General features: G+C 73.3%; 17 protein-coding genes. 16 read left to right on the forward strand and 1 reads right to left on the reverse strand.

Translation table 11 applies throughout. From position 1 onward, the window contains the following. Positions 1 to 18 precede the first annotated feature (18 nt). The 15 genes from ACFC0G_RS31800 to ACFC0G_RS31870 are packed head-to-tail and all read left to right on the forward strand — an operon-like array spanning position 19 to position 18,851. Positions 19 to 2,226 carry a bi-domain-containing oxidoreductase gene (locus tag ACFC0G_RS31800; protein ID WP_376409895.1) on the forward strand — a complete coding sequence of 736 codons (2,208 nt, stop codon included), beginning with the start codon at positions 19 to 21 and terminating at the stop codon, positions 2,224 to 2,226. Further along, the gene (locus tag ACFC0G_RS31805) at positions 2,223 to 4,226 is read left to right on the forward strand and encodes an alginate lyase family protein (RefSeq protein WP_376409897.1); all 2,004 of its coding nucleotides are present in this window, start codon (positions 2,223 to 2,225) and stop codon (positions 4,224 to 4,226) included. Before ACFC0G_RS31800 ends, ACFC0G_RS31805 begins: the two co-directional genes overlap by 4 nt. A gap of 10 nt (positions 4,227 to 4,236) precedes the next feature. Continuing rightward, positions 4,237 to 5,820: a right-handed parallel beta-helix repeat-containing protein gene (locus tag ACFC0G_RS31810; RefSeq protein ID WP_376409900.1), complete on the forward strand. Its 1,584-nt coding sequence runs from the start codon at positions 4,237 to 4,239 to the stop codon at positions 5,818 to 5,820. 1 nt (position 5,821) lies between these two features. Beyond that, positions 5,822 to 7,132, forward strand: a complete 1,311-nt coding sequence (locus ACFC0G_RS31815) for an O-antigen ligase domain-containing protein (protein WP_376409903.1) — start codon at positions 5,822 to 5,824, stop codon at positions 7,130 to 7,132. Between the two features lie 7 nt (positions 7,133 to 7,139). Then, positions 7,140 to 8,414 (forward strand): glycosyltransferase, encoded by a 1,275-nt coding sequence (locus ACFC0G_RS31820; RefSeq protein ID WP_376409906.1) that lies wholly within the window; start codon positions 7,140 to 7,142, stop codon positions 8,412 to 8,414. Next, a complete protein-coding gene (locus ACFC0G_RS31825) occupies positions 8,415 to 9,650 on the forward strand; it encodes a class I SAM-dependent methyltransferase (protein WP_376409909.1) in 1,236 nt (411 codons plus the stop codon). Continuing rightward, entirely contained in the window at positions 9,647 to 10,456 is an 810-nt protein-coding gene (locus tag ACFC0G_RS31830) for a glucose-1-phosphate cytidylyltransferase (RefSeq protein ID WP_376409912.1), read from the forward strand. Before ACFC0G_RS31825 ends, ACFC0G_RS31830 begins: the two co-directional genes overlap by 4 nt. Continuing rightward, positions 10,453 to 11,100 (forward strand): PIG-L deacetylase family protein, encoded by a 648-nt coding sequence (locus ACFC0G_RS31835; RefSeq protein WP_376409915.1) that lies wholly within the window; start codon positions 10,453 to 10,455, stop codon positions 11,098 to 11,100. The genes ACFC0G_RS31830 and ACFC0G_RS31835 overlap by 4 nt, the downstream gene beginning before the upstream one ends. Positions 11,101 to 11,103: 3 nt before the next feature. Next, positions 11,104 to 12,129, forward strand: a complete 1,026-nt coding sequence (locus tag ACFC0G_RS31840; protein WP_376409918.1) for an NAD-dependent epimerase/dehydratase family protein — start codon at positions 11,104 to 11,106, stop codon at positions 12,127 to 12,129. Between the two features lie 17 nt (positions 12,130 to 12,146). Then, positions 12,147 to 13,421, forward strand: a complete 1,275-nt coding sequence (locus tag ACFC0G_RS31845; protein WP_376410213.1) for a DUF4910 domain-containing protein — start codon at positions 12,147 to 12,149, stop codon at positions 13,419 to 13,421. 5 nt (positions 13,422 to 13,426) lie between these two features. Then, positions 13,427 to 14,809: a hypothetical protein gene (locus ACFC0G_RS31850; protein WP_376409921.1), complete on the forward strand. Its 1,383-nt coding sequence runs from the start codon at positions 13,427 to 13,429 to the stop codon at positions 14,807 to 14,809. Beyond that, positions 14,806 to 15,753: a glycosyltransferase family 2 protein gene (locus tag ACFC0G_RS31855; RefSeq protein ID WP_376409924.1), complete on the forward strand. Its 948-nt coding sequence runs from the start codon at positions 14,806 to 14,808 to the stop codon at positions 15,751 to 15,753. The genes ACFC0G_RS31850 and ACFC0G_RS31855 overlap by 4 nt, the downstream gene beginning before the upstream one ends. Beyond that, on the forward strand, positions 15,750 to 16,970 hold the full coding sequence (locus ACFC0G_RS31860) for a polysaccharide pyruvyl transferase family protein (protein WP_376409927.1): 1,221 nt from the start codon (positions 15,750 to 15,752) through the stop codon (positions 16,968 to 16,970). The genes ACFC0G_RS31855 and ACFC0G_RS31860 overlap by 4 nt, the downstream gene beginning before the upstream one ends. Continuing rightward, positions 16,967 to 17,518 (forward strand): dTDP-4-dehydrorhamnose 3,5-epimerase, encoded by a 552-nt coding sequence (gene rfbC / locus ACFC0G_RS31865; protein WP_376409930.1) that lies wholly within the window; start codon positions 16,967 to 16,969, stop codon positions 17,516 to 17,518. Before ACFC0G_RS31860 ends, rfbC begins: the two co-directional genes overlap by 4 nt. 7 nt (positions 17,519 to 17,525) lie before the next feature. Continuing rightward, on the forward strand, positions 17,526 to 18,851 hold the full coding sequence (locus ACFC0G_RS31870; protein ID WP_376409933.1) for a glutamate-1-semialdehyde 2,1-aminomutase: 1,326 nt from the start codon (positions 17,526 to 17,528) through the stop codon (positions 18,849 to 18,851). Between the two features lie 57 nt (positions 18,852 to 18,908). On the opposite strand, the gene ACFC0G_RS31875 is transcribed toward ACFC0G_RS31870, so the two are convergent. Continuing rightward, positions 18,909 to 19,601, reverse strand: coding sequence for a phosphatase PAP2 family protein (locus ACFC0G_RS31875; protein WP_376409936.1), 693 nt, complete (start codon positions 19,599 to 19,601; stop codon positions 18,909 to 18,911). Positions 19,602 to 19,764: 163 nt separating this feature from the next. Between ACFC0G_RS31875 and ACFC0G_RS31880 the strand changes: the two genes are divergently transcribed. Continuing rightward, positions 19,765 to 21,654 (forward strand): CAP domain-containing protein, encoded by a 1,890-nt coding sequence (locus ACFC0G_RS31880; protein WP_376409939.1) that lies wholly within the window; start codon positions 19,765 to 19,767, stop codon positions 21,652 to 21,654. Positions 21,655 to 21,693 lie beyond the last annotated feature (39 nt).

Here is a 21,693-nt window from a genome sequence, read left to right on the forward strand (position 1 = left end):
GAAACAAGGGGACTTCGGGTGAAGCAGGTTGTGCAGAACTACAAGAGCGGCGAGCTGGCGGTGCTCGACGTGCCGGTGCCGGGGTGCAAGCCGGGGGGTGTGCTGGTCCGCAGCGCCTACTCGCTGATATCCACCGGGACCGAGCTCATGAAGGTGTCCGAGGCCGGCATGTCGATGCTGGGCAAGGCCCGCTCCCGCCCGGACCAGGTGGCCAAGGTCATGCAGAGCGTGGCCACCAACGGGGTGCCCGCCACCTACCGCAAGGTGATGGGCAAGCTGGACTCGTACACGCCGCTGGGCTACTCGCTGTGCGGGGTCGTCGAGCAGGTCGGCGCCGGGATCGACGACGTGAAGGTCGGCGACCTCGTGGCCTGCGCCGGCAACGAGCACGCGCTGCACGCCGAGCTGAACTGGGTGCCGAAGAACCTCTACTCCCCGGTGCCGGACGGCCTCCAGCCCCGGCACGCGGCCTTCGGCACCGTCGGGTCGATCGCGTTGCAGGGCGTCCGCCAGGGCGAGCCGCAGCTCGGCGAGGTGGCGCTGGTCATCGGCCTCGGGCTGATCGGGCAGCTGGTGGTGCAGCTGCTCACCGCCGCGGGTGTCCGGGTCGTCGGGGCCGACCCCGACCCGGTGCGCTGCGAGCTCGCCGAGCGCCTGGGCGCCGTGGCCTGCGGCGATCCCGCGTCCACGGCCGTGGAGGCCGCCGTCGCCGAACTCACCGGCGGTCACGGCGTGGACCAGGTGTACCTGGCCGCCGGCGGCGGCAGCAACCAGCCGGTCGAGCTGGCCGCCCGGTTGAGCCGGGACCGCGGCCGGGTCGTCGACATCGGCAAGTGCCGCCTGGACCTGCCGTGGAACGCGTACTACGAGAAGGAACTCGACGTCCGGTTCTCCCGCTCGTACGGTCCCGGCCGGTACGACCCGGAGTACGAGCTCGACGGGCGGGACTACCCGATCGGCTACGTGCGGTGGACCGAGCGCCGCAACCTGGCGTGCTTCCTCGATCTCCTCGCCCACGGCAGCGTCGACGTGGAGCCCCTGATCTCCCACATCGCCGCCTTCGACGACGCCGTCGAGACGTACCGGCGCCTGAAGGACGGCGAGTTGAAGGCCGTGGCCGTGCTGTTCCGGTACCCCGAACACGCGGAGGAAGGGGCGGGGGAAGCGGAGGCCCCGGCGGTGACGGTGCCCGCGGTGCGACGCGGCGGCGGAGCTCCCGCCCCGGCCCGGTCCGCGAAGGGGCCGGTGCGGCTGGCGTTCGTCGGCGCGGGGAACTACGCGACGTCGATGCTGCTGCCGCACCTGACCGGGCGCGACGGCGTCGAGCTGTCCACGGTCGTCACCACGACGGCGCTGTCCGCGGCCAACGCCCAGCGGAAGTTCGGCTTCGCCCGGGCGACCACCGACCTCGACGCCGTGCTCGGCGACCCGGCCGTCGACGCGGTGTTCGTGGTCACCCGCCACAGCTCGCACGCCGAACTGACCCAGCGGGCGCTGCTCGCGGGCAAGGCGGTGTTCGTGGAGAAGCCGCTGGCGCTCACCGAGGACGAGCTGGCCGGTGTGCTCGCGGCGGTGGAGAAGTCCGGCAACGACCGGCTGCAGGTGGGCTTCAACCGCCGCTTCGCGCCGCTGCTCCAGGAGGCCAGGAAGCGGTTCGGCACCCGGACCGGTCCGGCGAGCCTCCGTTACCTGGTCAACGCGGGCCGGCTCCAGCACGGCAGCTGGTACCTGCGGCAGGGCACCGAGGGCTCGCGGTTCGCCGGCGAGGGCGGGCACTTCATCGACACGGCGAGCTGGCTGCTCCAGGCCGACCCCGTCTCGGTGTACGCGGTCGCCACCCCCGGCAACGACGACGTGCAGGTCGTGCTGCGCTACCCGGACGGGTCCACCGCCACCCTCAGCTACGTCACCACCGGCGCGCCCGGCTTCCCCAAGGAGACGCTGGACCTCGTCGCGGACGGCAAGGTGCTGAAGCTCGACGACTTCGTCCGTGCCTCGGTCCACGCGGACGGCACGGCCGGCCCCAAGCGGTGGGTCAGCTCACGGCTGCCCAAGGCCCGGGACAAGGGCCAGTCCGCCGAACTGGCCGCGTTCGTCAGGGCCGTACGGACCGGCGGGCCGATGCCGGTGTCGCTGGAGTCGCTGGTCGCCACCACGGCGGCCACCCTCGCCGTGCAGACCGGGCTGGCCTCCGGCGCGCCGGTGACGCTGGCGGGCGCGCGATGACCATGAGCGCGGGCTGGTACCTGCGGCGGCTGTCCCGGATGGGGCCGCGGGAGGTCGGCGGCCGGCTGGGCGACACGGTGCGCAGGCGGCGGTGGCGGGCGACGCCGCCGGACTGCCCGCCCGTCACCGGCGCCCGGTTCACCGCCGTACTGCCTCCGGGGACGCTCGCCGCGGTGCCGCCGGACGCCGCGAAACGGCTCGTCGCCGAGGCGGACCGGCTGATGGCCGGGCACGCCGAGTTCTTCGGGGTGGTCCGCGACGACCTGGTCGACCCGAACTGGTGGTACGACCCGAAGACCGGGCGCCGGGCCCCGTGGGGGTACGCCTTCGACGTGCCGTACCGGGACGAGGAGGTGGTCGGGGACATCAAGCAGATCTGGGAGCCGTCCCGGCACCAGTACCTCACCGTGCTCGCCGCCGCCTACGCGATCACCGGGGACGAGCGGTACGCCGAGCGCGTGGCCAAGCACCTGCGGTTGTGGTGGGCGGCCAACGCGCCCCTGCGCGGTGTGCACTGGATCAGCGGCATCGAGCTGGGGATCCGGCTGATCTCCTGGGTGTGGATCCGGCGGCTCCTCGACGGCTGGCCGGGCGCGGCCGGGCTGTTCGAGGACAACCCGGTGGCCCGGAACCAGATCTGGCACCACCAGCGGTGGCTGGCCGCCTTCCCCAGCCGGGGGTCCTCGGCGAACAACCACGTCATCGCCGAGGCCGCCGGGCAGTTCGCCGCGGCCTGCGCTTTCGGGTGGTTCCCCTCCTCGGCGCGCTGGCGGGCCGGCGCGCTGCGGTCGCTGGAGCGGCATCTGCGCGGCAACACCTTCGACTCCGGCCTCAACCGCGAGCTGGCCACCGAGTACCACGGACTCGTCCTCGAACTCGGTCTGGCCGCGGTGGCCGAGGCGGACGCCGCCGGTGTGCCGGTCCCGGCGTCGGTCCGGCAGGTGCTGCTGCGGATGACCGACGCGCTCGCGGCCGTCGTGGACGGCCGGTTGCGGCCGCCGCGCCAGGGGGACGCGGACGACGGGCACGGTCTGATCGTGGACGGCGAGGGCACCGACCGCTGGGCCTCGCTCCTCGCCACCGGGGACGCCGTGTTCGGGCGGCTCGCCTGGTGGCCGGCGGTGACCGGCACCGACGTGCGCACCCCGCTCCTCGCCGCGCTCGTCGCGCCGTACGCGAAGAGCGGGACCGCACCGGCCGTGACCCGCCCGGCAAGCCGACCGGCCCATTTCGCCGACGCGGGCATGACCATCCTGCGGGGTCCCGCGGAGATCTGGTGCCGCTGCGACGGCGGCCCGCACGGGTTCCTGTCCATCGCCGCGCACGCCCACGCGGACGCGCTGTCCGTGGAGGTCCGGCACGACGGGGTCGACGTGCTCGCCGACCCGGGGACGTACTGCTACCACGGGCAGCCCGAGTGGCGGCAGTACTTCCGGTCGACCATCGGCCACAACACCCTGCAATGGGACGGCGGTGACCAGTCCGTCTCCGGTGGGCCGTTCCTGTGGACCCGGCATGCCCGCAGCCGCGTCCTCTTCGCTGAGACGTCCGACGCGCCGGACGCGTCCGACGCGTCCGGCGCCTCCGCCGGGGGGACGGCCCGCTGGTCTGCCGAGCACGACGGCTACCAGCGCTCCGTGCACCGCCGCAGGGTGGAACTGACCGCCGCGAGCCGGGAGCTGCGGGTGGTCGACGAGGTCCGCGGCGAGCGCGGGCCCGTACGTCTGGCGTTCCACCTCGGTCCGGCGATCTCCGCGGACCTGGTGGGCGACCGGGCCGCGCTCACCTGGACCCGGGACGGCGAGGAGCGCTCCGCGGTGCTCGACCTGCCCGGGCAGCTGTCCTGGCGGGCGCATCGCGGGGAGACCGATCCGCCGCTGGGCTGGTACTCCGCCGGCTTCGGGCGCAAGGAGCCCGCCACCACGCTGGTCGGTACGGGCTTCGCCGACGGCGCGGTGTCGTCCGGGGAGTTCACCACCGTACTCAGGTTCCACGGCTAGGGGGCGCGGGGTGTTCACGAGGCGGCGCCGGGCATCGCCGGTGGCGGCGCTGGCGCTGGTCCTGGCGGCGGCGACCGGCTGTACGAGCACGTCGGGCGCGGAGCCGTCCGGCACGTCCGCCGCGTCCGGCGCGCCTTCCGTGTCGGGGGCGCCCGCCACCTCCGGGGCGCCTTCCGGAAGCGCCGGGGCGCCCGCCGCGTCCGTGGCCCGCGTGTGCGACAAGGCGGCGCCCGGGCCGGCGACGGCGCCGGCGGGCGCGGTGACGGTCGACCCCGCGGTCGTCGGTGACCTGGCCGCGAAGACCGAGAGCAGCCCCCCGCACACCACGTTCTGGCTTCGGCCGGGCACGCACCGGCTCGAACCGGACGCCTACGCCCAGGTCATGGCCAAGGAGGGGAACCGCTACCTCGGCGCGCCGGGCGCGGTGCTCGACGGCCGGAAGACCAACCAGTACGCGTTCGGCGGCACCGCCCGTGACGTCACGATCCGCTTTCTGACCGTGCAGGGGTTCGTCGCGCCGAACAACGAGGGCGTGGTCAACCACGACATGGCCGACGGGTGGGTGATCGAGCACGCGACGATCCAGTACAACTCCGGGGCCGGGCTGATGGCCGGTGCCCGCCAGCGGCTCCGCGCGAGCTGCCTGCGCGGCAACGGGCAGTACGGCATGAACGCGTACAAGACCGGTGACTCGATCCGCGGCCTGGTCGTCGAGGGCAACGAGGTCGTGGGCAACAACACCGACGACTGGGAGCGGCGGGAGCCGGGCTGCGGCTGCACCGGAGGCATCAAGTTCTGGGCCGTCGACGGCGCCGACGTACGCGGCAACTGGGTGCACGACAACCGCGGTGCCGGGTTGTGGGCGGACACCAACAACAACGACTTCCTCTTCGAGGGCAACGTCCTGGAGGCCAACGACGGTGCCGCGCTGATGTACGAGACCAGCTACAACGCGATCATCCGGAACAACACGATCCGGGGGAACAACCGGGTCGAGGGCCGCGAGTCCGCCCGTGGCGACGACTTCCCGTACGCGACCGTCTACGTCTCCGAGGCCGGCGGCGAACCCCGGGTCCCGGCCCGCACGGACAAGATCGAGATCTACCGGAACACGCTGGAGAACAACTGGAACGGGATCACCCTGTGGGAGAACGCCGACCGGTTCTGCAACAGCCCGGCCAACACCTCCACGGACTACTGCACGCTGCTCGTGAAGGACACCGCCCGCTGCGCGCCTCCGGCCATCGCCACGGCGCCGCTCTACGCCGACTGCCGGTGGAAGACCCAGCGGGTGGAGATCCACCACAACCGCTTCGTCCTGGACGCGTCCGTCGCCGGGTGCGCGGCGGAGTGCGGCCGCATGGCGGTGATCGCCAACTCCGGTTCCTCGCCGGACTGGTCTCCGTACCGGGGCGAGCGGGTGCCCGAGGCGATCACCCGCCGGCAGGGCAACCGCTGGTACGACAACGTCTACAACGGACCGTGGAGCTTCGCCGCCGGCGACCCGGGCGGGAAGCTCGACTCCCGGCAGTGGCAGGGCCCGCCGTACCGGCAGGACGCCGGCAGCACCTTCGCCCCACGGGCCGGTGGTTGAGATGAACGGAGACTTCCGGCGCTTCGCCCTGCCGGGCGGCCAGGACACGGCGGACTCGGCGAGCACGGCGGACAGGCGGCCCGGTGCCGCACCGGGCCCCGCCGGCACCCCGAAGGCCGTCGGTATCGCCTGGGCGCTGCTGGCCCTCAACACGCTGGGCTCCGCCGGGGCGAAGACCGTCGTCCCGCTCCCCCGCTCCCTCATCCAGATGGCCACCATGGGCGCGCTGGTCGTGGCGTTCGGGCTGGCGCTCGCGCTCAATCTCCGGCTGCGCATCCGGCCCAGCGCCTTCGTGTTCCTGCTGACCCTGCTCCTGGTGCCGAGCGTGATCGCCAGCGTGCAGCCGGACGTCGGGTTCGGCTCGCTGTTCCGCTGCGCCCGGCTGGCGCTGTTCGTCGGCACGCTGTGGCTGCTCAGCCGCTGGTGGGACGGCACCCTGACCTTCGTCCGCTACCACATTCGGATGTACTTCGCGGTGCTCGCCCTGGTCGCCGTCGGCCTGGTCGTCGCACCGGGCACGGCCATGCCCGAGTACTACGGCGGGCGGCTCGTCGGCGCGCTGTGGCCGCTGACCCCGCCGCAGATCGGCCAGTACGCCGCCGTGATCATCGGGCTGGCCGTGCTGCTCCTGCTGGGCCGCCGGACGACCGGGGCCGCCGCGGCGGCGGTCATCGTGCCGTCGGCCGTCCTGCTGGCGATGACCCATACCCGGACGGCCACGCTCGGCCTGCTCATCGGCCTGGCGCTGGCGATCGGCTCGCTCGTCCTGACCAGCGCCGCCGCCCGCCGGTTCTTCGCCTGGGCGGTGCTGTGCGCCGCGGTGGCCGCCGTCGTGTTCAGCTCCGCGCTGCGGTCCTGGTTCCTGCGCGGGCAGAGCCAGGAGAACTTCGCCAACCTCACCGGCCGGGCCAAGGTCTGGGACGCCCTGCTGGCGGCGCCCCGGACGACCGGGGAGAAGATCTTCGGCACGGGCCTGGGCGACAAGTCGTTCGACGGGCTGCCGATCGACAACAGCTGGCTGGCCGTCTACGACGAGCAGGGTCTGATCGGCGTCACCCTCGTGGCGGCGATGATCATCGTGCTGGGCGGCGTGGCCCTGCTGCGGCCGCCGTCGCTGCCGAGGGCCTGCGCGATCTTCCTGATCAGCTACTGCGCGCTCTCCTCGTACACCGAGGTCGGTCTCGGTGACGCCTCGGCGTATCTGCTGCATCTGACCCTGGCCGCCTCGCTGCTCGTGGCACCCGCGGCGGCCCCGCCCCTGCCGACGGTCGAGATCCCTCGGCCGCGTATCCCGCGATGGGCCCGGAGGTGATCTGAGCATGCATGTCCTTGTCGTGCACAACCGCTATTCCTCGGCGCAGCCGAGTGGGGAGAACAGAGTCGTCGACGAGGAGGTGGGGCTGCTGCGCGCGGCCGGCCACCGGGTCGACGTCTTCGAGCGGCGCAGCGACGACATCGCCGCCCGGTCCCTGCTCGGCAAGGTCGCGGTGCCCCTGCTGGTGCCGTGGAACCCGGCGGTCCGTACGGAGCTCGCCGCCCGGCTCCGCGCCGAGCGGCCGGACGTGGTGCACGTCCACAACGTCTTCCCGCTCCTGTCCCCCGCGGTGCTGGCCGCCTGTGCCGACGCCGGTGTGCCCGTCGTCGCCACGCTGCACAACTACACCCAGGTCTGCCCGCCCGGCACGCTGCACCGGGACGGCCGGGCGTGCACCGAGTGCGTGGGGTCGACGGCTTCGCTGCCCGCCGTCCGGCACGGCTGCTATCGGAACTCGCGCCTCGCGACGGTTCCGCTCGCGGTCAGCCTGACGGTCAACCGGCGGCGGTGGTGGTCCGGCGTGGAGCGGTTCTTCTGCATCTCCGCGGCGCAGCGCGACATCCTCGTACGGTCCGGCATGCCGGCCGAACGGCTCGCGGTGAAGCACAACTTCGTGCCCGATCCGGGTGCCCGCCGCACGGGCGCCGGGGAGCATCTGCTCTTCCTCGGCCGGCTCGCGGAGGCCAAGGGCGTGCGGCTGCTCATGGCCGCGTGGGACGAGCTCGCCGCGGACGGCGGTGTGGGCGTGCCGCTGGTGATCGCCGGCGCGGGGCCGCTGGAGGGAGAGGTGACCGCCTGGGCGGCGGGCCGGGACGACGTGCGGTACGCCGGCCTGTGGGACCCGGAGGAGTGCCGGCGCGCCGCCGCGCGGTCGGTCGCCGTCGTGGCTCCCTCGATGGCCCAGGAGACGTTCGGCCTGGTGGTCGCGGAGGCGATGGCGGCGGGAGTCCCGGCCGTCGCCGCCGGTCACGGCGCCTTCGTCGAACTCGTCGAGGAGGGGGTGACCGGGCTGCTCCACCGGCCGGGCGAGCCCGCCTCGCTCGCGTCCCGCATCCGCCGGATCACGGCCGATCCGGAGCGCAACCGGGAGATGGGGGAAGCGGCACGGCGCCGTTACGAGCAGGGGTTCAGCCCGGCCGTCGGGCTGGAGCGCCTGCTGGAGGGGTACCGCTCCGCGATCGCGGAGTGGTCCGGCGGCGGGGACGGTACGCCGCCGGCAAGGAACGTACACGCGGGCTCGCGGCGGGGTACCCGCGCGGGCGGAAATGGGGGGAAGTAGATGACTCGATGCCGACTCTGCGGCTCGGAGGCGCTGGCCAGCGTCGTCGATCTGGGGGCGACCCCGCCGTGCGAGAGTTTTCTCGCCGCGGACCAACTGGACCGGCCGGAACCGGCGTACCCGCTGCACCTGCGGGTCTGCACGGACTGCTGGCTCGCACAGATACCTCCGCTGATCACGCCCGAGGAGACGTTCAAGGAGTACGCGTACTTCTCCTCGTACTCGACCTCCTGGGTGGAGCACGCGCGCGGGTACGTCGCGGACGCCGTGGAGCGCCTCGCCCTCGGCCCCGACTCCTTCGTGGTGGAGGTCGCGAGCAACGACGGGTACCTGCTGCGGCACATGGTGGACCGGGGGATCCGCTGCCTCGGCGTCGAGCCGTCGGTGAACGTCGGCGCCGCGGCGCGGGAGGCGGGTGTGCCGACGCTCACGGAGTTCCTGTCCCCGGACACCGGCGCGGCCGTCCGCGCCGAGCACGGCCCGGCGGACCTCGTCGTGGCCAACAACGTGTACGCGCACATCCCCGACGTCGTCGGGTTCACCCAGGGGCTGCGCGCCCTGGTCGCCGACGACGGCTGGGTCTCCATCGAGGTGCAGCACCTGCTGACCCTGATCGAGGAGAACCAGTACGACACGATCTACCACGAGCACTTCCAGTACTACACGGTGGCGTCGGCCGCGCGGGCGCTCGCGAGCGGCGGCCTCACGCTCGTGGACGTCGAGCTGCTGCCGACGCACGGCGGCTCCATCCGGCTGTGGGCCCGGCCGGCGGCGGTGGCCGGCGAGCCGTCCCGGCGGGTGGCCGAGGTGCTGGACCGGGAGAAGGCGGCCGGGCTCCAGGAGCTCTCCGGGTACGCCGAGTTCTCCGCCCGGGTGGCCAAGGTGCGCCGGGACCTCCTGCGGTTCCTCATCGAGGCGGCGGAGCGCGGCGAGACGGTCGTCGGCTACGGCGCCCCGGGCAAGGGCAACACCCTGCTCAACCACTGCGGCATCCGGCCCGACCTGCTCGCGTACACGGTCGACCGCAACCCGTACAAGCACGGCAGGTTCACCCCGGGCACCCGCATTCCGATCCTGGCGCCCGAGCAGATCGCCGCCGACCGACCCGACTACGTGCTCGTCCTCCCGTGGAACCTGCGGGCCGAGCTCGTCGAGCAGCTGTCCTTCGTGCACGAGTGGGGCGGCCGGCTGGTCTTCCCCATCCCGGAACTGAGCATTGTCGAGGTCAAGTCATGAAGGTCGTCCTGTTCTGCGGCGGTTACGGGCTGCGCATGCGCAGCGGAGCCTCCGACGACGTGCCCAAGCCGATGGCGATGGTCGGCCCGCGGCCGCTGATCTGGCACGTCATGCGCTACTACGCGTCCTTCGGGCACACGGAGTTCATCCTGTGCCTCGGGTACGGGGCCCACCACATCAAGAACTTCTTCCTCACGTACGAGGAGACGACGTCCAACGACTTCGTCCTGCGGGGCGGGCGGACCGAGCTGCTGTCCACCGACATAGCCGACTGGACGATCACGTTCGCGCAGACCGGCATCGAGTCGCCGATCGGGGAGCGGCTGCGCCGCGTCCGGCAGCACCTGGACGGCGACGAGATGTTCCTCGCCAACTACGCCGACGTGCTCACCGACGCCCCGCTGCCGGAGATGATCGACCGGTTCGCCCGGCGCGACGCGGGTGCGTCGATGATGGTGGTGCCGCCGCAGTCGTCGTTCCACTGCGTGGACCTGGGCGAGGACGGCCTGGTGGGGGGCATCACCGCCGTGAGCGACATGCCGCTGTGGGAGAACGGCGGGTACTTCGTGCTCCGCCAGGAGGTGTTCGACCACATCCCGGAGAACGGGGACCTGGTCGCCGACGGATGCGCCCAACTCGCCAAGCAGGGACGGCTGGTGGCGTACCAGCACCGCGGTTTCTGGAAGCCGACCGACACCGTGAAGGAACGGGCCGCGCTCGACGACGCCTACGCCCGGGGCGACCGCCCGTGGGCCGTGTGGGAACGGGACGGCGCGGGGGCGCGCGAGGGGGTGAGGACCGCGTGATCCGGCTCGGCTCCGGGCGTCTGGACCGGATCGTCGCGGTGGGGGCGCACTGCGACGACATCGCCATCGGCGCGGGCGGCACGCTGCTGACGCTGTGCCTCGCGCGGCCGGGCGTCCGCGTCGACGCCCTGGTCCTCTCCGGCGGTGGCGGCGAGCGGGAGCAGGAGGAGCGGGCGGCGCTCGCCGCCTTCTGCCCGGGCGCCGACCTGCGGCTGACCGTGCTCAAGCTGCCGGACGGCAGGATGCCCGCGCACTGGGAGGAGGCCAAGGCCGCCGTCGAGGAGCTGCGCGAGCGGACCGAGCCGGACCTGATCCTCGCCCCGCGGACCGACGACGCGCACCAGGACCACCGCGGCCTGGCGCGGCTGCTGCCGACCGCGTTCCGCGACCATCTCGTCCTCGGCTACGAGATCGTCAAGTGGGACGGCGATCTCGGCCGTCCCACGGCGTACCAGCCGCTGTCGCCGGAGGTCGCCGAGGAGAAGGTCCGGCTGCTGCAGGAGCACTACCCCTCGCAGCGGCACCGGCCCTGGTACGACCGCGAGGCCTTCCTCGGTCTCGCACGGATCCGCGGCATCGAATGCCACGCGCGGTACGCCGAGGCGTTCGCCGTCACCAAACTCACTCTCGACCTGGGGGAATGAACCTTGCGCGTACTGCTGACCGGACACCAGGGCTACTTGGGCACCGTGATGGCCCCGGTCCTCACGGCTGCCGGACACGAGGTCGTCGGTCTCGACGCCGGCCTGTTCGCCGACTGCGTCCTCGGCCCGCGGCCCGCCGACCCGTCCGGGCACCGGGTGGACCTGCGGGACGTCACGGCCGAGCACGTGGCCGGGGTGGACGCCGTGATCCATCTGGCCGCGCTCTCCAACGACCCGCTGGGATCGCTGGCGCCGGACCTCACCTACGACATCAACCACCACGCCTCCGTACGGCTGGCCCGGCTGGCCCGCGACGCCGGAGTGACGCGCTTCCTGTACGCGTCGACCTGCTCGGTGTACGGCGCCGCGGGCGGTGACGGCCTGGTCGGCGAGGACGCCCCGCTGCGCCCGGTGACGCCGTACGCGGAGTCCAAGGTCCGCGTCGAGGACGACCTGCACGCGCTGGCCGACGACGACTTCACCCCGGTGTACATGCGCAACGCCACCGCCTTCGGCTTCTCGCCGCGGCTGCGCGCCGACATCGTGCTGAACAACCTGGTGGGCCACGCGCTCCTGTCCGGCGAGGTGCTCGTGATGTCCGACGGCACGCCCTGGCGCCCGCTGGTGCACGCCGCCGACATCGCCCGGGCCTTCGAGGCGGCGCTGACCGCGCCGCGCGAGGCGGTGCACGACCGGGCGTTCAACATCGGCAGCGAGGTCAACAACGTCACGGTCGCCGAGATCGCCGACCAGGTCGCCGAGGCGGTGTCCGGCTCGAAGGTGGTGATCACCGGGGAGACCGGTGCCGATCCGCGCTCGTACCGGGTGGACTTCTCCCGGTTCCGGGCCGCGATACCCGGCTTCGACTGCGAGTGGACGGTGAAGCGGGGCGCGCTCGAACTCGCCGACGCGTACCGCGAACACGGGCTGATCCGGGAGGACTTCGAGCGCCGCTTCACCCGTCTCGCCGTGCTGCGCGCGGCGTCCGAGGCCGGCTCCGTCGACGACACCCTGCGGTGGCGCCGATGAGGACGGCCGGCGAGCGGATGAGGACGGCGGGCGAGCGGATGCACGAGCTGGTGGAGCGGTTGTACCCGCTGTGCCGGAGCATCACCGGCGACGGGGTGCGCGCCACCCTGGACATCGTCGGCGAGTACCTTCCGCTCCAGGTGCACGAGGTGCCGACCGGGACGCAGGTCCTCGACTGGACGGTGCCGCAGGAGTGGAACATCCGGGACGCGTACGTCGCCGACGCCGCCGGCAACCGCGTCGTGGACTTCGCCGCGTCCAGCCTGCACGTGCTCGGCTACAGCGTGCCGGTGTCGCGGACGATGCCGCTGGCCGAGCTGCGCGAGCACCTGCACACCCTGCCGGACCATCCGACCTGGGTGCCGTACCGCACCAGTTACTACACGCCGGAGTGGGGGTTCTGCCTGGCGCAGGAGACCTTGGACGCGCTGCCGGACGGCGAGTACGAGGTGTGCGTCGACTCCACGCTCGCGGACGGCCATCTCACCTACGCCGAGCACGTGGTCCCCGGGCAGGTCGCCGACGAGGTGATCGTCTCCTGTCACGTCTGCCACCCGTCGCTGGCCAACGACAACCTGGCCGGCGTCGCGGTGGCGACGTTCCTGGCCCGGGCGCTGGCCGAGCGGACGCCGTACTACACCTACCGGTTCATCTTCGCGCCCGGCACCATCGGGGCGATCACCTGGCTGGCCCGCAACGCGGAGCGGATCGAGCGGGTCAAGCACGGCCTGGTGCTGGCCTGCGCCGGGGACACCGGACAGCTGACGTACAAGCAGAGCAGGCGCGGCGACGCGGAGATCGACCGGGTGATGCGGCACGTCCTCACCGCGTCCGAACGCCCGCACCGTGTCGCCGAGTTCACGCCGTACGGCTACGACGAGCGGCAGTACTGCTCCCCCGGGTTCGATCTCGGCGTGGGCTCGCTCAGCCGGACCCCGTACGCCGGCTATCCCGAGTACCACACCTCGGCGGACAACCCGGACTTCGTCTCCCCGGAGGCGATGGAGGACACCCTCGCCGTCTGCCGCGAGGCGTTCGAGGTGCTCGACCGCAACCGGCGGTACGTCAACCTCAGCCCGTACGGCGAACCGCAGCTGGGACGACGGGGGTTGTACGAGTCGCTCGGCGGGCGCAGCGACGCGAAGCAGGCCCAGATGGCCATGCTCTGGGTGCTGAGTCTCTCCGACGGCGAGCACGGTCTGCTGGACGTCGCCGAGCGGTCCGGGCTGCCGTTCGACACGGTCGCCGCCGCGGCCGACGCCCTGGGCGCCGCCGGGCTGATCAAGGCATGACGCCGATGACCACCGAGGGAGAGACGACGACACCGGCGGACCGGCGGACCGCCAAGCGGGCCGTCGCGGGCCGGCTGTCCTGGGGACTGGCCGACCAGGCGGCGTCCAGCATCTCCAACTTCGCGGTGGGGATCTATGTGGCGCGCTCGCTGGGGCTGACCGCGTTCGGCGTGTTCAGCCTGGCCTGGGTGACCTACGGCGTGGTGCTCAACGTCTCCCGGGGGCTGGCCACCGATCCGCTGGTGGTGCGGTTCAGCGGCGTGCCGGACGCGTCCTGGCGTGCGGCGGTGGCCAGGTCGTCGGGTACGGCGCTCGGTGTCGGCGCCGCGCTCGGCGCGGTGTCCCTCGTGGTCGGCCTCGCGCTCGGCGGCCCGGTGGGGACCGCGTTCGCCTGCCTCGGCGTCGTCCTGCCGGGGCTGCTGTTGCAGGACGCGTGGCGGTTCGCGTTCTTCGCCGCCGGCGCCGGGCGGAAGGCGTTCGTCAACGACATGGTGTGGGCCGTCGCGCTCGTCCCGGCCATGGTGGTGGCGGCCCGGGTGGGCAGCGTGGCCGCTTTCGTGCTCGCCTGGGGCGCGTCCGCCGCGGTGGCCGCGGCGTACGGCCTGCTTCAGTCCGGGATCCGGCCCCGGCCGGCCGGGGCCCGCGCGTGGATGCGCGAGCACCGCGACCTCGGCTCGCGGTACCTCGTCGAGAACGTCACCAACAGCGGCGCGAGCCAGCTGCGGGCGTACGGGCTCGGCGCGATCGTCGGGGTCGGCGCCGTGGGGGTGGTCCGGGGCGCCGAGCTCCTGCTCGGCCCGTTCCTCGCCGTCCTGATGGGTCTTTCCCTGGTCACCGTCGCGGAGGCGGCACGGGTGCTGCGGCGGGCGCCGCACCGCCTCGGCGCGTTCTGTCTCCTGCTGGGCGGAGGGCAGGCCGCCGCCGCGCTGCTCTGGGGCGGGGCGCTGCTGCTCGTGCCGGACCGGGTCGGCGAGCTCGTGCTCGGCGGCGTCTGGAGCGGCGCCTCGGAGCTCATCGTGCCGGTCACGCTCGGCGTCGCGGGCGCCGGCCTCGGCACCGGCGCGGCGGCCGGGCTGCGCGCGCTCGGCGCGGCCCGGCGCAGCCTGCGCAGCCAGCTGATCGCCTCCGCCTGTTACGTCGCCGGCGGGCTCGGCGGCGCGGCCGCGGCCGGCACGGTCGGCTCGGCCTGGGGCGTGGCCGCCGCGACCGTCTGCAGCTCGGCGGTGTGGTGGCTGCAACTGCGCTCGGCCCTGCGGGAGCACCACCGGAAGCCCCTTCCCGGCGTTCCCGATGCTCCTGTTCCCGATGTTCCCGTGCCCACTGATGCCGTGCCCGCCGTTCCCGCTGTTCCCGATGTTGCCGATGTTCCCGAAGCGAGGACCTCATGACCGCCCGACCCCGACTGAGCATCGGCCTGCCCGTGTACAACGGCGAGGAGTACCTGGCCGAGTCGTTCGACGCCCTGCTCGGCCAGACGTACGAGGACTTCGAGCTGGTCGTCTCCGACAACGCCTCGACCGACGGTACGGGGGACATCTGCCGCCGGTACGCCGAGAAGGACTCACGCATCCGGTACATCCGGCTCCCCCGGAACATCGGCGCCGCGCCGAACCACAACTACGTGTTCACCGAGTGCCGCGGCGAGCTCTTCAAGTGGGCCTCGCACGACGACCTGTACGCCCGGGACCTGCTGCGGCGCTGCGTGGAGGCGCTGGACGAGCGGCCGGACGTGATCCTGGCCCACGCCGACCAGGCGGTCATCGACGAGGACGGGCAGGTGAAGGTCCCGTACGAGTACACGCTGGCCACCGCCTCGCCACACGCGCCGGAGCGCTTCCGCAGCATGCTGTTCGAGCCCGGCGGCGACGACTTCTACGGGGTGATGCGGGCCGATGTACTGCGCCGGGTGAAGCCGCACGACAGCTACCACCACGCGGACCGCACGTTCGTCTCCGAGATCGGCCTGCACGGGCCCTTCCACCAGGTGCCGGAGCTGTTGTACTTCCGCCGCGACCACCCCACCCGCGCCGAGCGGGCCAACCCCTCCAAGCGGTCCCGGTGCGTCAACCTGGACCCGCGCCGGGCCGGCCTCCTGCACCCGACGCCCCGGCTGCTCGCCGAGTACGTCTGGGGCTTCGTCGCGGCGATCCGGCGGGCGCCGCTGTCCACGGCCGACCGGCGCGCGTGCTACCGCCACCTGGCCGCGTGGGCGACCAGCAGGGCCCGGCCGGGCGCGGGCGAGCGGGTCGAGGACCGGGCCCCGGTCGACCCGGCGAAGCTCACCGTCTCCGTCGACGCACTCGTCGCGGGCCGCGAGAGGCGGCGGGCGTGACCGCCTCCCGCGTCGGGGTGTTCGGCCTGCTCGGCTCCGGCAACCTCGGCAACGACGGCTCGCTGGAGGCCCTGCTCGGGTACCTCCGCGCCGAGCACCCGGAGGCGGTCGTGGACGCGCTGTGCGGCGGACCCGAGGTCGTCTCCGCCCGGTACCGGATCCCCGCGACGCGGCTGCACTGGTACCGCGGGGAGTACCGGACCGCGTCGCGTGCGGGCGCGATCGCGGGGAAGGGCCTGGGCAAGCTCGTCGACGCCTTCCGTACGGCCGCCTGGGTGCGCCGGCACGACGTGGTGATCGTGCCGGGCATGGGCGTCCTGGAGGCCACGCTGCCGCTGCGGCCGTGGGGATTCCCGTACGCGCTGTTCCTGCTCTGCGCGTCCGGCCGCCTGTTCGGCACCCGGGTCGCGCTGGCCGGCGTCGGCGCCGACGCGATCGGCAACCGCTCGACCCGGGCCCTGGTGCGCTGGTCGGCGCGGCTCGCCACGTACCGCTCGTACCGGGACGGCCTGTCCCGCGACGCGATGCGGACGATGGGCGTGGACACCGCGCGCGACGAGGTCTACCCGGACCTCGCCTTCGCCCTGCCGACGCCCTCGGAGCCCGCGACACCGGGCCTGGTCTGCGTCGGCGTCATGGACTTCCACGGCGGCGACGACGACCGCGACCGGGCCGAGGAGATCCACCGGCGCTACGTGGACGGAGTAACCGCCTTCGTCCGCGCGCTGGTTCGGGACGGCAGACCGGTCCGGCTGCTCACCGGCGACGAGGTCGACAGGACGGTGGTCGCCTCGATCCTCGACGCCGTGGACTCGCCGCTGGTCACCGCCGCCGACGCGGCCTCGCTGGCCGACCTGATGAAGGAGACGGCCGCGGCCGAGGCCGTGGTGGCGACTCGCTACCACAACCTGGTCTGCGCCCTGAAGGTCGGAACGCCGACGCTCGCCCTCAGCTACGCGGCGAAGAGCGACGCGCTGATGGCCCAGCGGGGACTCGCCGCGTACCGCCACCCTGCCCGCGAGGTCGACGCCGACCGACTCCTGGAGCAGTTCCGGGAGTTGGAGAAGGCCGCGGCGGAGCTGCGGGTGACCCTCGCCGAGCGGAACCAGGTCGCCGCCCGGCGCCTGGAGGAGCAGTTCACCGCCCTGACCGCGGCCCTGTTCCCGACGACCGACCACGCCCCCACCCACGCCCACGCCCTGCGGGAGACCCCATGAAAGCGACCGAAGTCCCGGAGATCGACGGCGCGTACCTCTTCGAGCCGACGCCGTACGCCGACGAACGCGGCTTCTTCTGCCGCACGTTCGACGCCGATGTGGTCCGCTCGGTCGGCCTCGACCCGAACTCCTTCGTCCAGGACAGCGTGTCCCGCTCGGTCCGGGGCGTGCTGCGCGGCCTGCACCTGCGCTCGGGCGCCGGCGAGGCCAAGCTCGTGCGCTGCTCGTACGGGAGGATCTTCGACGTCGTCGTCGACCTGCGGCCCGACTCGCCGACGTACCGCAACCGGGCCTTCTTCGAGCTGTCCGGCGAGACGCAGGCCACCCTGTACATCCCGGCGGGATGCGCGCACGGCTTCCAGGCGCTGAGCGAGACCGCCGACACGTCGTACCGGATCGACCGGCCGCACGATCCTGCCGAGGACGTGACGATCGCCTTCGACGACCCGGAACTCGCCGTCCCCTGGCCGCTGCCGCCCGTATCGATGTCCGAACGGGACCGGAAGGCGCCGAGCCTCGCCGAGGCCCTCGAGCAAACGGAGAAGTGACGTCAGCATGGACAGCGAAGAGTTCCGCCTGCCCCGGTCGCGGCAGGCGAACGAGCGGCTGCACGCCCTGGTCCCCGGGGGCGCGCACACCTACGCCAAGGGCGACGACCAGTACCCCGAGAACCTCGCCCCGGTCATCAGCCACGGCCGCGGCGCCCACGTCTGGGACGTCGACGGCAACCGCTACATCGAGTACGGGTCGGGGCTGCGGTCGGTCAGCCTCGGCCACGCCCACCCCCGCGTTAACGAGGCGGTGCGCCGGGAGATCGACCGCGGCAGCAACTTCGTCCGGCCCTCCATCGTGGAGGTCGAGGCCGCGGAACGCTTCCTGGCCACGGTGCCGACCGCCGAGATGGTGAAGTTCGCGAAGAACGGCTCCGACGTCACCACCGCCGCCGTCCGCCTCGCCCGCGCCGTCACCGGGCGCCCCCGGGTGGCGATCTGCGGCGACCACCCGTTCTTCTCCGTCGACGACTGGTTCATCGGCACCACGCCGATGAACGCCGGCATTCCGGCGGCGACCACCGAGCTCACCGTGGCGTTCCCGTACGGGGACCTGGCCGCCACCGAGGAGCTGCTCAGCCGGTACGAGGGCGAGGTCGCCTGTCTGATCCTCGAACCCGCCGGCCATGCCGAGCCGCCGCCCGGGTACCTCGCAGGACTGCGCGAGCTGGCCGACCGGCACGGCTGCGTCCTGGTCTTCGACGAGATGATCACCGGCCTGCGCTGGTCGGAGGCGGGCGCCCAGGGTCTGTACGGCGTCGTCCCCGACCTCTCCACGTTCGGCAAGGCGCTGGGCAACGGGTTCGCCGTCTCCGCGCTGGCCGGGCGCCGCGACCTGATGGAGTGGGGCGGGCTGCGCCACTCCGGCGACCGGGTGTTCCTGCTGTCCACCACCCATGGCGCGGAGACGCACTCGCTGGCGGCGGCGATGGCCGTGCAGACCACGTACGCCGAGGAGGGCATCACCGCGCGGCTGCACGCCCTCGGCGAGCGGCTGGCCGCCGGTGTCCGCGAGGCGGCGGCCGCGATGGGCGTCGGCGAGCACGTCGTCGTCCGGGGGCGGGCCAGCAACCTGGTCTTCGCCACCCTCGACGAGAACCTCCGGCCGTCGCAGGAGTACCGCACCCTGTTCCTGCGCCGGCTCCTCGCGGGCGGGGTGCTCGCCCCGTCGTTCGTGGTGAGCAGCGCGCTCGACGAGGCCGACATCGACCGCACCGTCGACGTGGTGACCCAGGCGTGCGCGGTGTACCGGAAGGCACTGGACGCCGCCGACCCCACGCCGTGGCTGGCCGGGCGGCCGGTGAAGCCGGTATTCCGCCGCTTGGCTTGACGCGCGGTGCGGCGCAGCACCGCGCCGCGACATGGCATGGCATGACGTGACGTGACGTCAGCGGTGCTGCCACCGGCCCTCGTCGGCGATCCGGTCGACCAGCCACGCGGTCGCCGGCACCACCACCAGCGCGGTGCACCAGCCGCCGAGGACGTCGGTCGGGTAGTGCGCGCCCAGGACGACCTGCGCCCATCCCATGGCGGCGCCGGCGACCAGCGCCGCGACGAGCACGAGCGAGGTGCCGGCCGCCCTGCCGAGCCCGAGCCGGCCGGTCGCGAGCAGCGCGACGGCGAGGGCGAGCGCGGTGAGGAAGGCGGTGTGCCCGCTCGGGTAGGACAGGTTCTCGTCGCCGTGGATGGTGCGTCCCACCAGGTGCTTCAGCAGCCTCGTCGTCGCCACGGTCAGACCGGCACCGGCGACGACGAGCACCGCCGCGCGAGGGCGCCGAAGGAGCAGGCAGCCCGCCACGAGGGCCACGACCAGCATCGCCGCCCCCACGGGCTCCCCCAGGAAGTCCGTGGCGAGCGCGACCGTCCGCCACGGCGGCGGCACGCCGTCCGCCGTCGACCAGAGCCACGCGTCGACCGCGCCGGGGTCGCCCCGGCCGCTGTAGAGGACCCCGAGCACGACGGCCACGAGCGCGGCAAGGGCCGCGACCAGCCCGACCCACACGCGCAGCAACGGGGGCAGCACCGCGCCACGGTCTGCCCCGACTTCCCGCTCCGCTCCGGCCAGGCGATCCACGTCCATGTCCTCACGATAGGCGGCGGCTTCCGACCCGACCGTCGACCCTGCACACCCCACCACCCCGCGTGACCCACATCACTTTCACCGTCCTTCCGCTTTCCGTTATCCATGCCCGGGCCCCAGGCTCTCCCGTGCGCAACCATCTCCAACAGACGGGACAGTCGGCGTGCGGCAGAGCACAGGAACCGAGCGGGACACCGAGCTGGTCATGGCGGCACGGAACGGTGACCCATGGGCGCGGGAGCAGCTGGTCACCGCCCACCTGCCCCTGATCCGCACCACCGTGGCACTCGCCATGAGCGGCCGTGGGGGCGCCGAGCACGGCGAGCATGTCGAACACGTCGTACGGGAGACGATGCTGCGCGCCCTCGACGGGCTGGCCGCCGTGTCCGATCCCGCCACCTTCAGGCCGTGGCTGGTCGCGATCGCCGTGGACGGGATCCGTAGGCACCGGCACGCGCAGCCGGCCGGTTTCGCGCAGGGGGACGCCGCGACGCCGGCCGCCGAGTGGCAGCACCCGAGGGGTCAGGCGTACGAGATCACCACGGCGGCGCGCTGGCTGGACCCGGACGACGGCGAACTGTTGGCCCTGTGGCGGCTGGAGTGCACGGGTGAGCTGACCCGCTTCGAGACCGCGGCCGCGCTGCGGTGGTCCGTCGAAGACACGACGGTCCGCGTCGAGGGGCTACAGGCCCGGCTCGACGCGGCCCGGGTCGTGGCGGGCGCACTGACCGAGAACGCGCCCTGCCGCGGCCTGAGCCGAGAGGCGGCGGGATGGGACGGCCGGCCCTCCGCCCCGTGGCGCGACCACCTGGCCCAGCACACGCTCGCCTGCGCGCACTGCGCGACGCGCTGGAACGGCCTGGTCCCCGCGGCGATCCTCCTGACGGCCACGCGCCCCGCGCGTTCGGCCGAGGCGAGTGCGGCCCAGGCGAGTGCGGCCGCCCGGGAAGACGTCACACCACTGCCTGCGCCTTCGTACGCCCCCGGCTCACACGGCGCCTCCGTCTCGTACGAAAGCACCGAGCAGCCGTTCACGGCCGCAAGCCCGTACGGTACGACCGAACTGCCCGCACTGATATCCCGCCACGGGACGGCCTCGGCCTCCTCGATACCGGGCCGGCGCGGCTCGCGTGCGGCGCTCCGTCGCCGTCGACAGACGCAGGAACGGAACCGGCGCCGGGCCGTCATCGCCGCTGGTGTCGTGGTCATGGCGGTCACGGGCGGAGCCTTCTCGCTGTACGGGGGGCGTGGAGGGGACGACGAGCTCCTCGAAGCGAACCGGCTGGCAGCCTCGGGCCCGGACCTGCCACTCGCCCACGACCCGTCCGCCCGCTCCGGGGCCCCGGTGACGGAATCGGTGACCCCCTCCGCCTCGCCGTCCACCTCCAAGTCCGCCGCCGCACGCCCCTCCACGTCGGCATCGCCCACCGCGCGGACCACCACCGAGCCGACCCGTCCCGCCCGCACCACCCCGCCGCCCCAGGTGAGGACGACCCCGCCCCGCACCACGGCCCCCACGGGCGGCCCACAGTCAACCGGCACCGGCACCGGCACCGGCACCGGCACCGGCACCGGCTCGAACTCCGGCACCGACACGGGCACGGACTCGGGCGCGGGTACCGGACCCAGTACCGGCACCGGTACCGGAGCCGGTGCGCAGAACGACCAGGGCCAGAGCTCGGCCGCCGACCAGGTCGTGGCCCTCGTCAACGCGGAGCGCTCCAAGGCGGGTTGTGGCCCGCTGTCGCTGAACTCGACCCTGACCAGGGCGGCTCAGGGCCACTCCGACGACATGGCGGCGCGTGACTTCTTCGACCACACCAACCCCGACGGCGACGGCCCGGGGGAAAGGGTGACGGCAGCCGGCTACCCCTGGTCGACGTACGGCGAGAACATCGCCATGGGCCAGAGCACGCCGGAACAGGTCATGGACTCCTGGATGAACAGCCCGGGGCACCGCGCGAACATCCTCAACTGCTCGTTCAAGGAGATAGGCATCGGTATCCACTCCGCGGGCGGCCCTTACTGGACACAGGTCTTCGGCGCCCGCTGACACCGCCGCCCCGCACGCGTTCGCCGCGGCGCTGCCCAC

The organism is Streptomyces sp. NPDC056169, from assembly GCF_042268445.1.
Taxonomy (GTDB): Bacteria; Actinomycetota; Actinomycetes; order Streptomycetales; family Streptomycetaceae; genus Streptomyces.

Excerpts from the sequence above, each read along its gene's own strand:
- ACFC0G_RS31825 (WP_376409909.1), top strand. The coding sequence starts at position 8,415 with ATGACTCGATGCCGACTCTGCGGCTCGGAGGCGCTGGCCAGCGTCGTC.
- ACFC0G_RS31830 (WP_376409912.1), top strand. The coding sequence starts at position 9,647 with ATGAAGGTCGTCCTGTTCTGCGGCGGTTACGGGCTGCGCATGCGCAGC.
- ACFC0G_RS31850 (WP_376409921.1), top strand. The coding sequence starts at position 13,427 with ATGACCACCGAGGGAGAGACGACGACACCGGCGGACCGGCGGACCGCC.
- ACFC0G_RS31875 (WP_376409936.1), bottom strand. The coding sequence starts at position 19,601 with ATGGACGTGGATCGCCTGGCCGGAGCGGAGCGGGAAGTCGGGGCAGAC.
- ACFC0G_RS31815 (WP_376409903.1), top strand. The coding sequence starts at position 5,822 with ATGAACGGAGACTTCCGGCGCTTCGCCCTGCCGGGCGGCCAGGACACG.
- ACFC0G_RS31855 (WP_376409924.1), top strand. The coding sequence starts at position 14,806 with ATGACCGCCCGACCCCGACTGAGCATCGGCCTGCCCGTGTACAACGGC.
- ACFC0G_RS31845 (WP_376410213.1), top strand. The coding sequence starts at position 12,147 with ATGAGGACGGCGGGCGAGCGGATGCACGAGCTGGTGGAGCGGTTGTAC.
- ACFC0G_RS31805 (WP_376409897.1), top strand. The coding sequence starts at position 2,223 with ATGACCATGAGCGCGGGCTGGTACCTGCGGCGGCTGTCCCGGATGGGG.
- rfbC (WP_376409930.1), top strand. The coding sequence starts at position 16,967 with ATGAAAGCGACCGAAGTCCCGGAGATCGACGGCGCGTACCTCTTCGAG.
- ACFC0G_RS31870 (WP_376409933.1), top strand. The coding sequence starts at position 17,526 with ATGGACAGCGAAGAGTTCCGCCTGCCCCGGTCGCGGCAGGCGAACGAG.
- ACFC0G_RS31820 (WP_376409906.1), top strand. The coding sequence starts at position 7,140 with ATGCATGTCCTTGTCGTGCACAACCGCTATTCCTCGGCGCAGCCGAGT.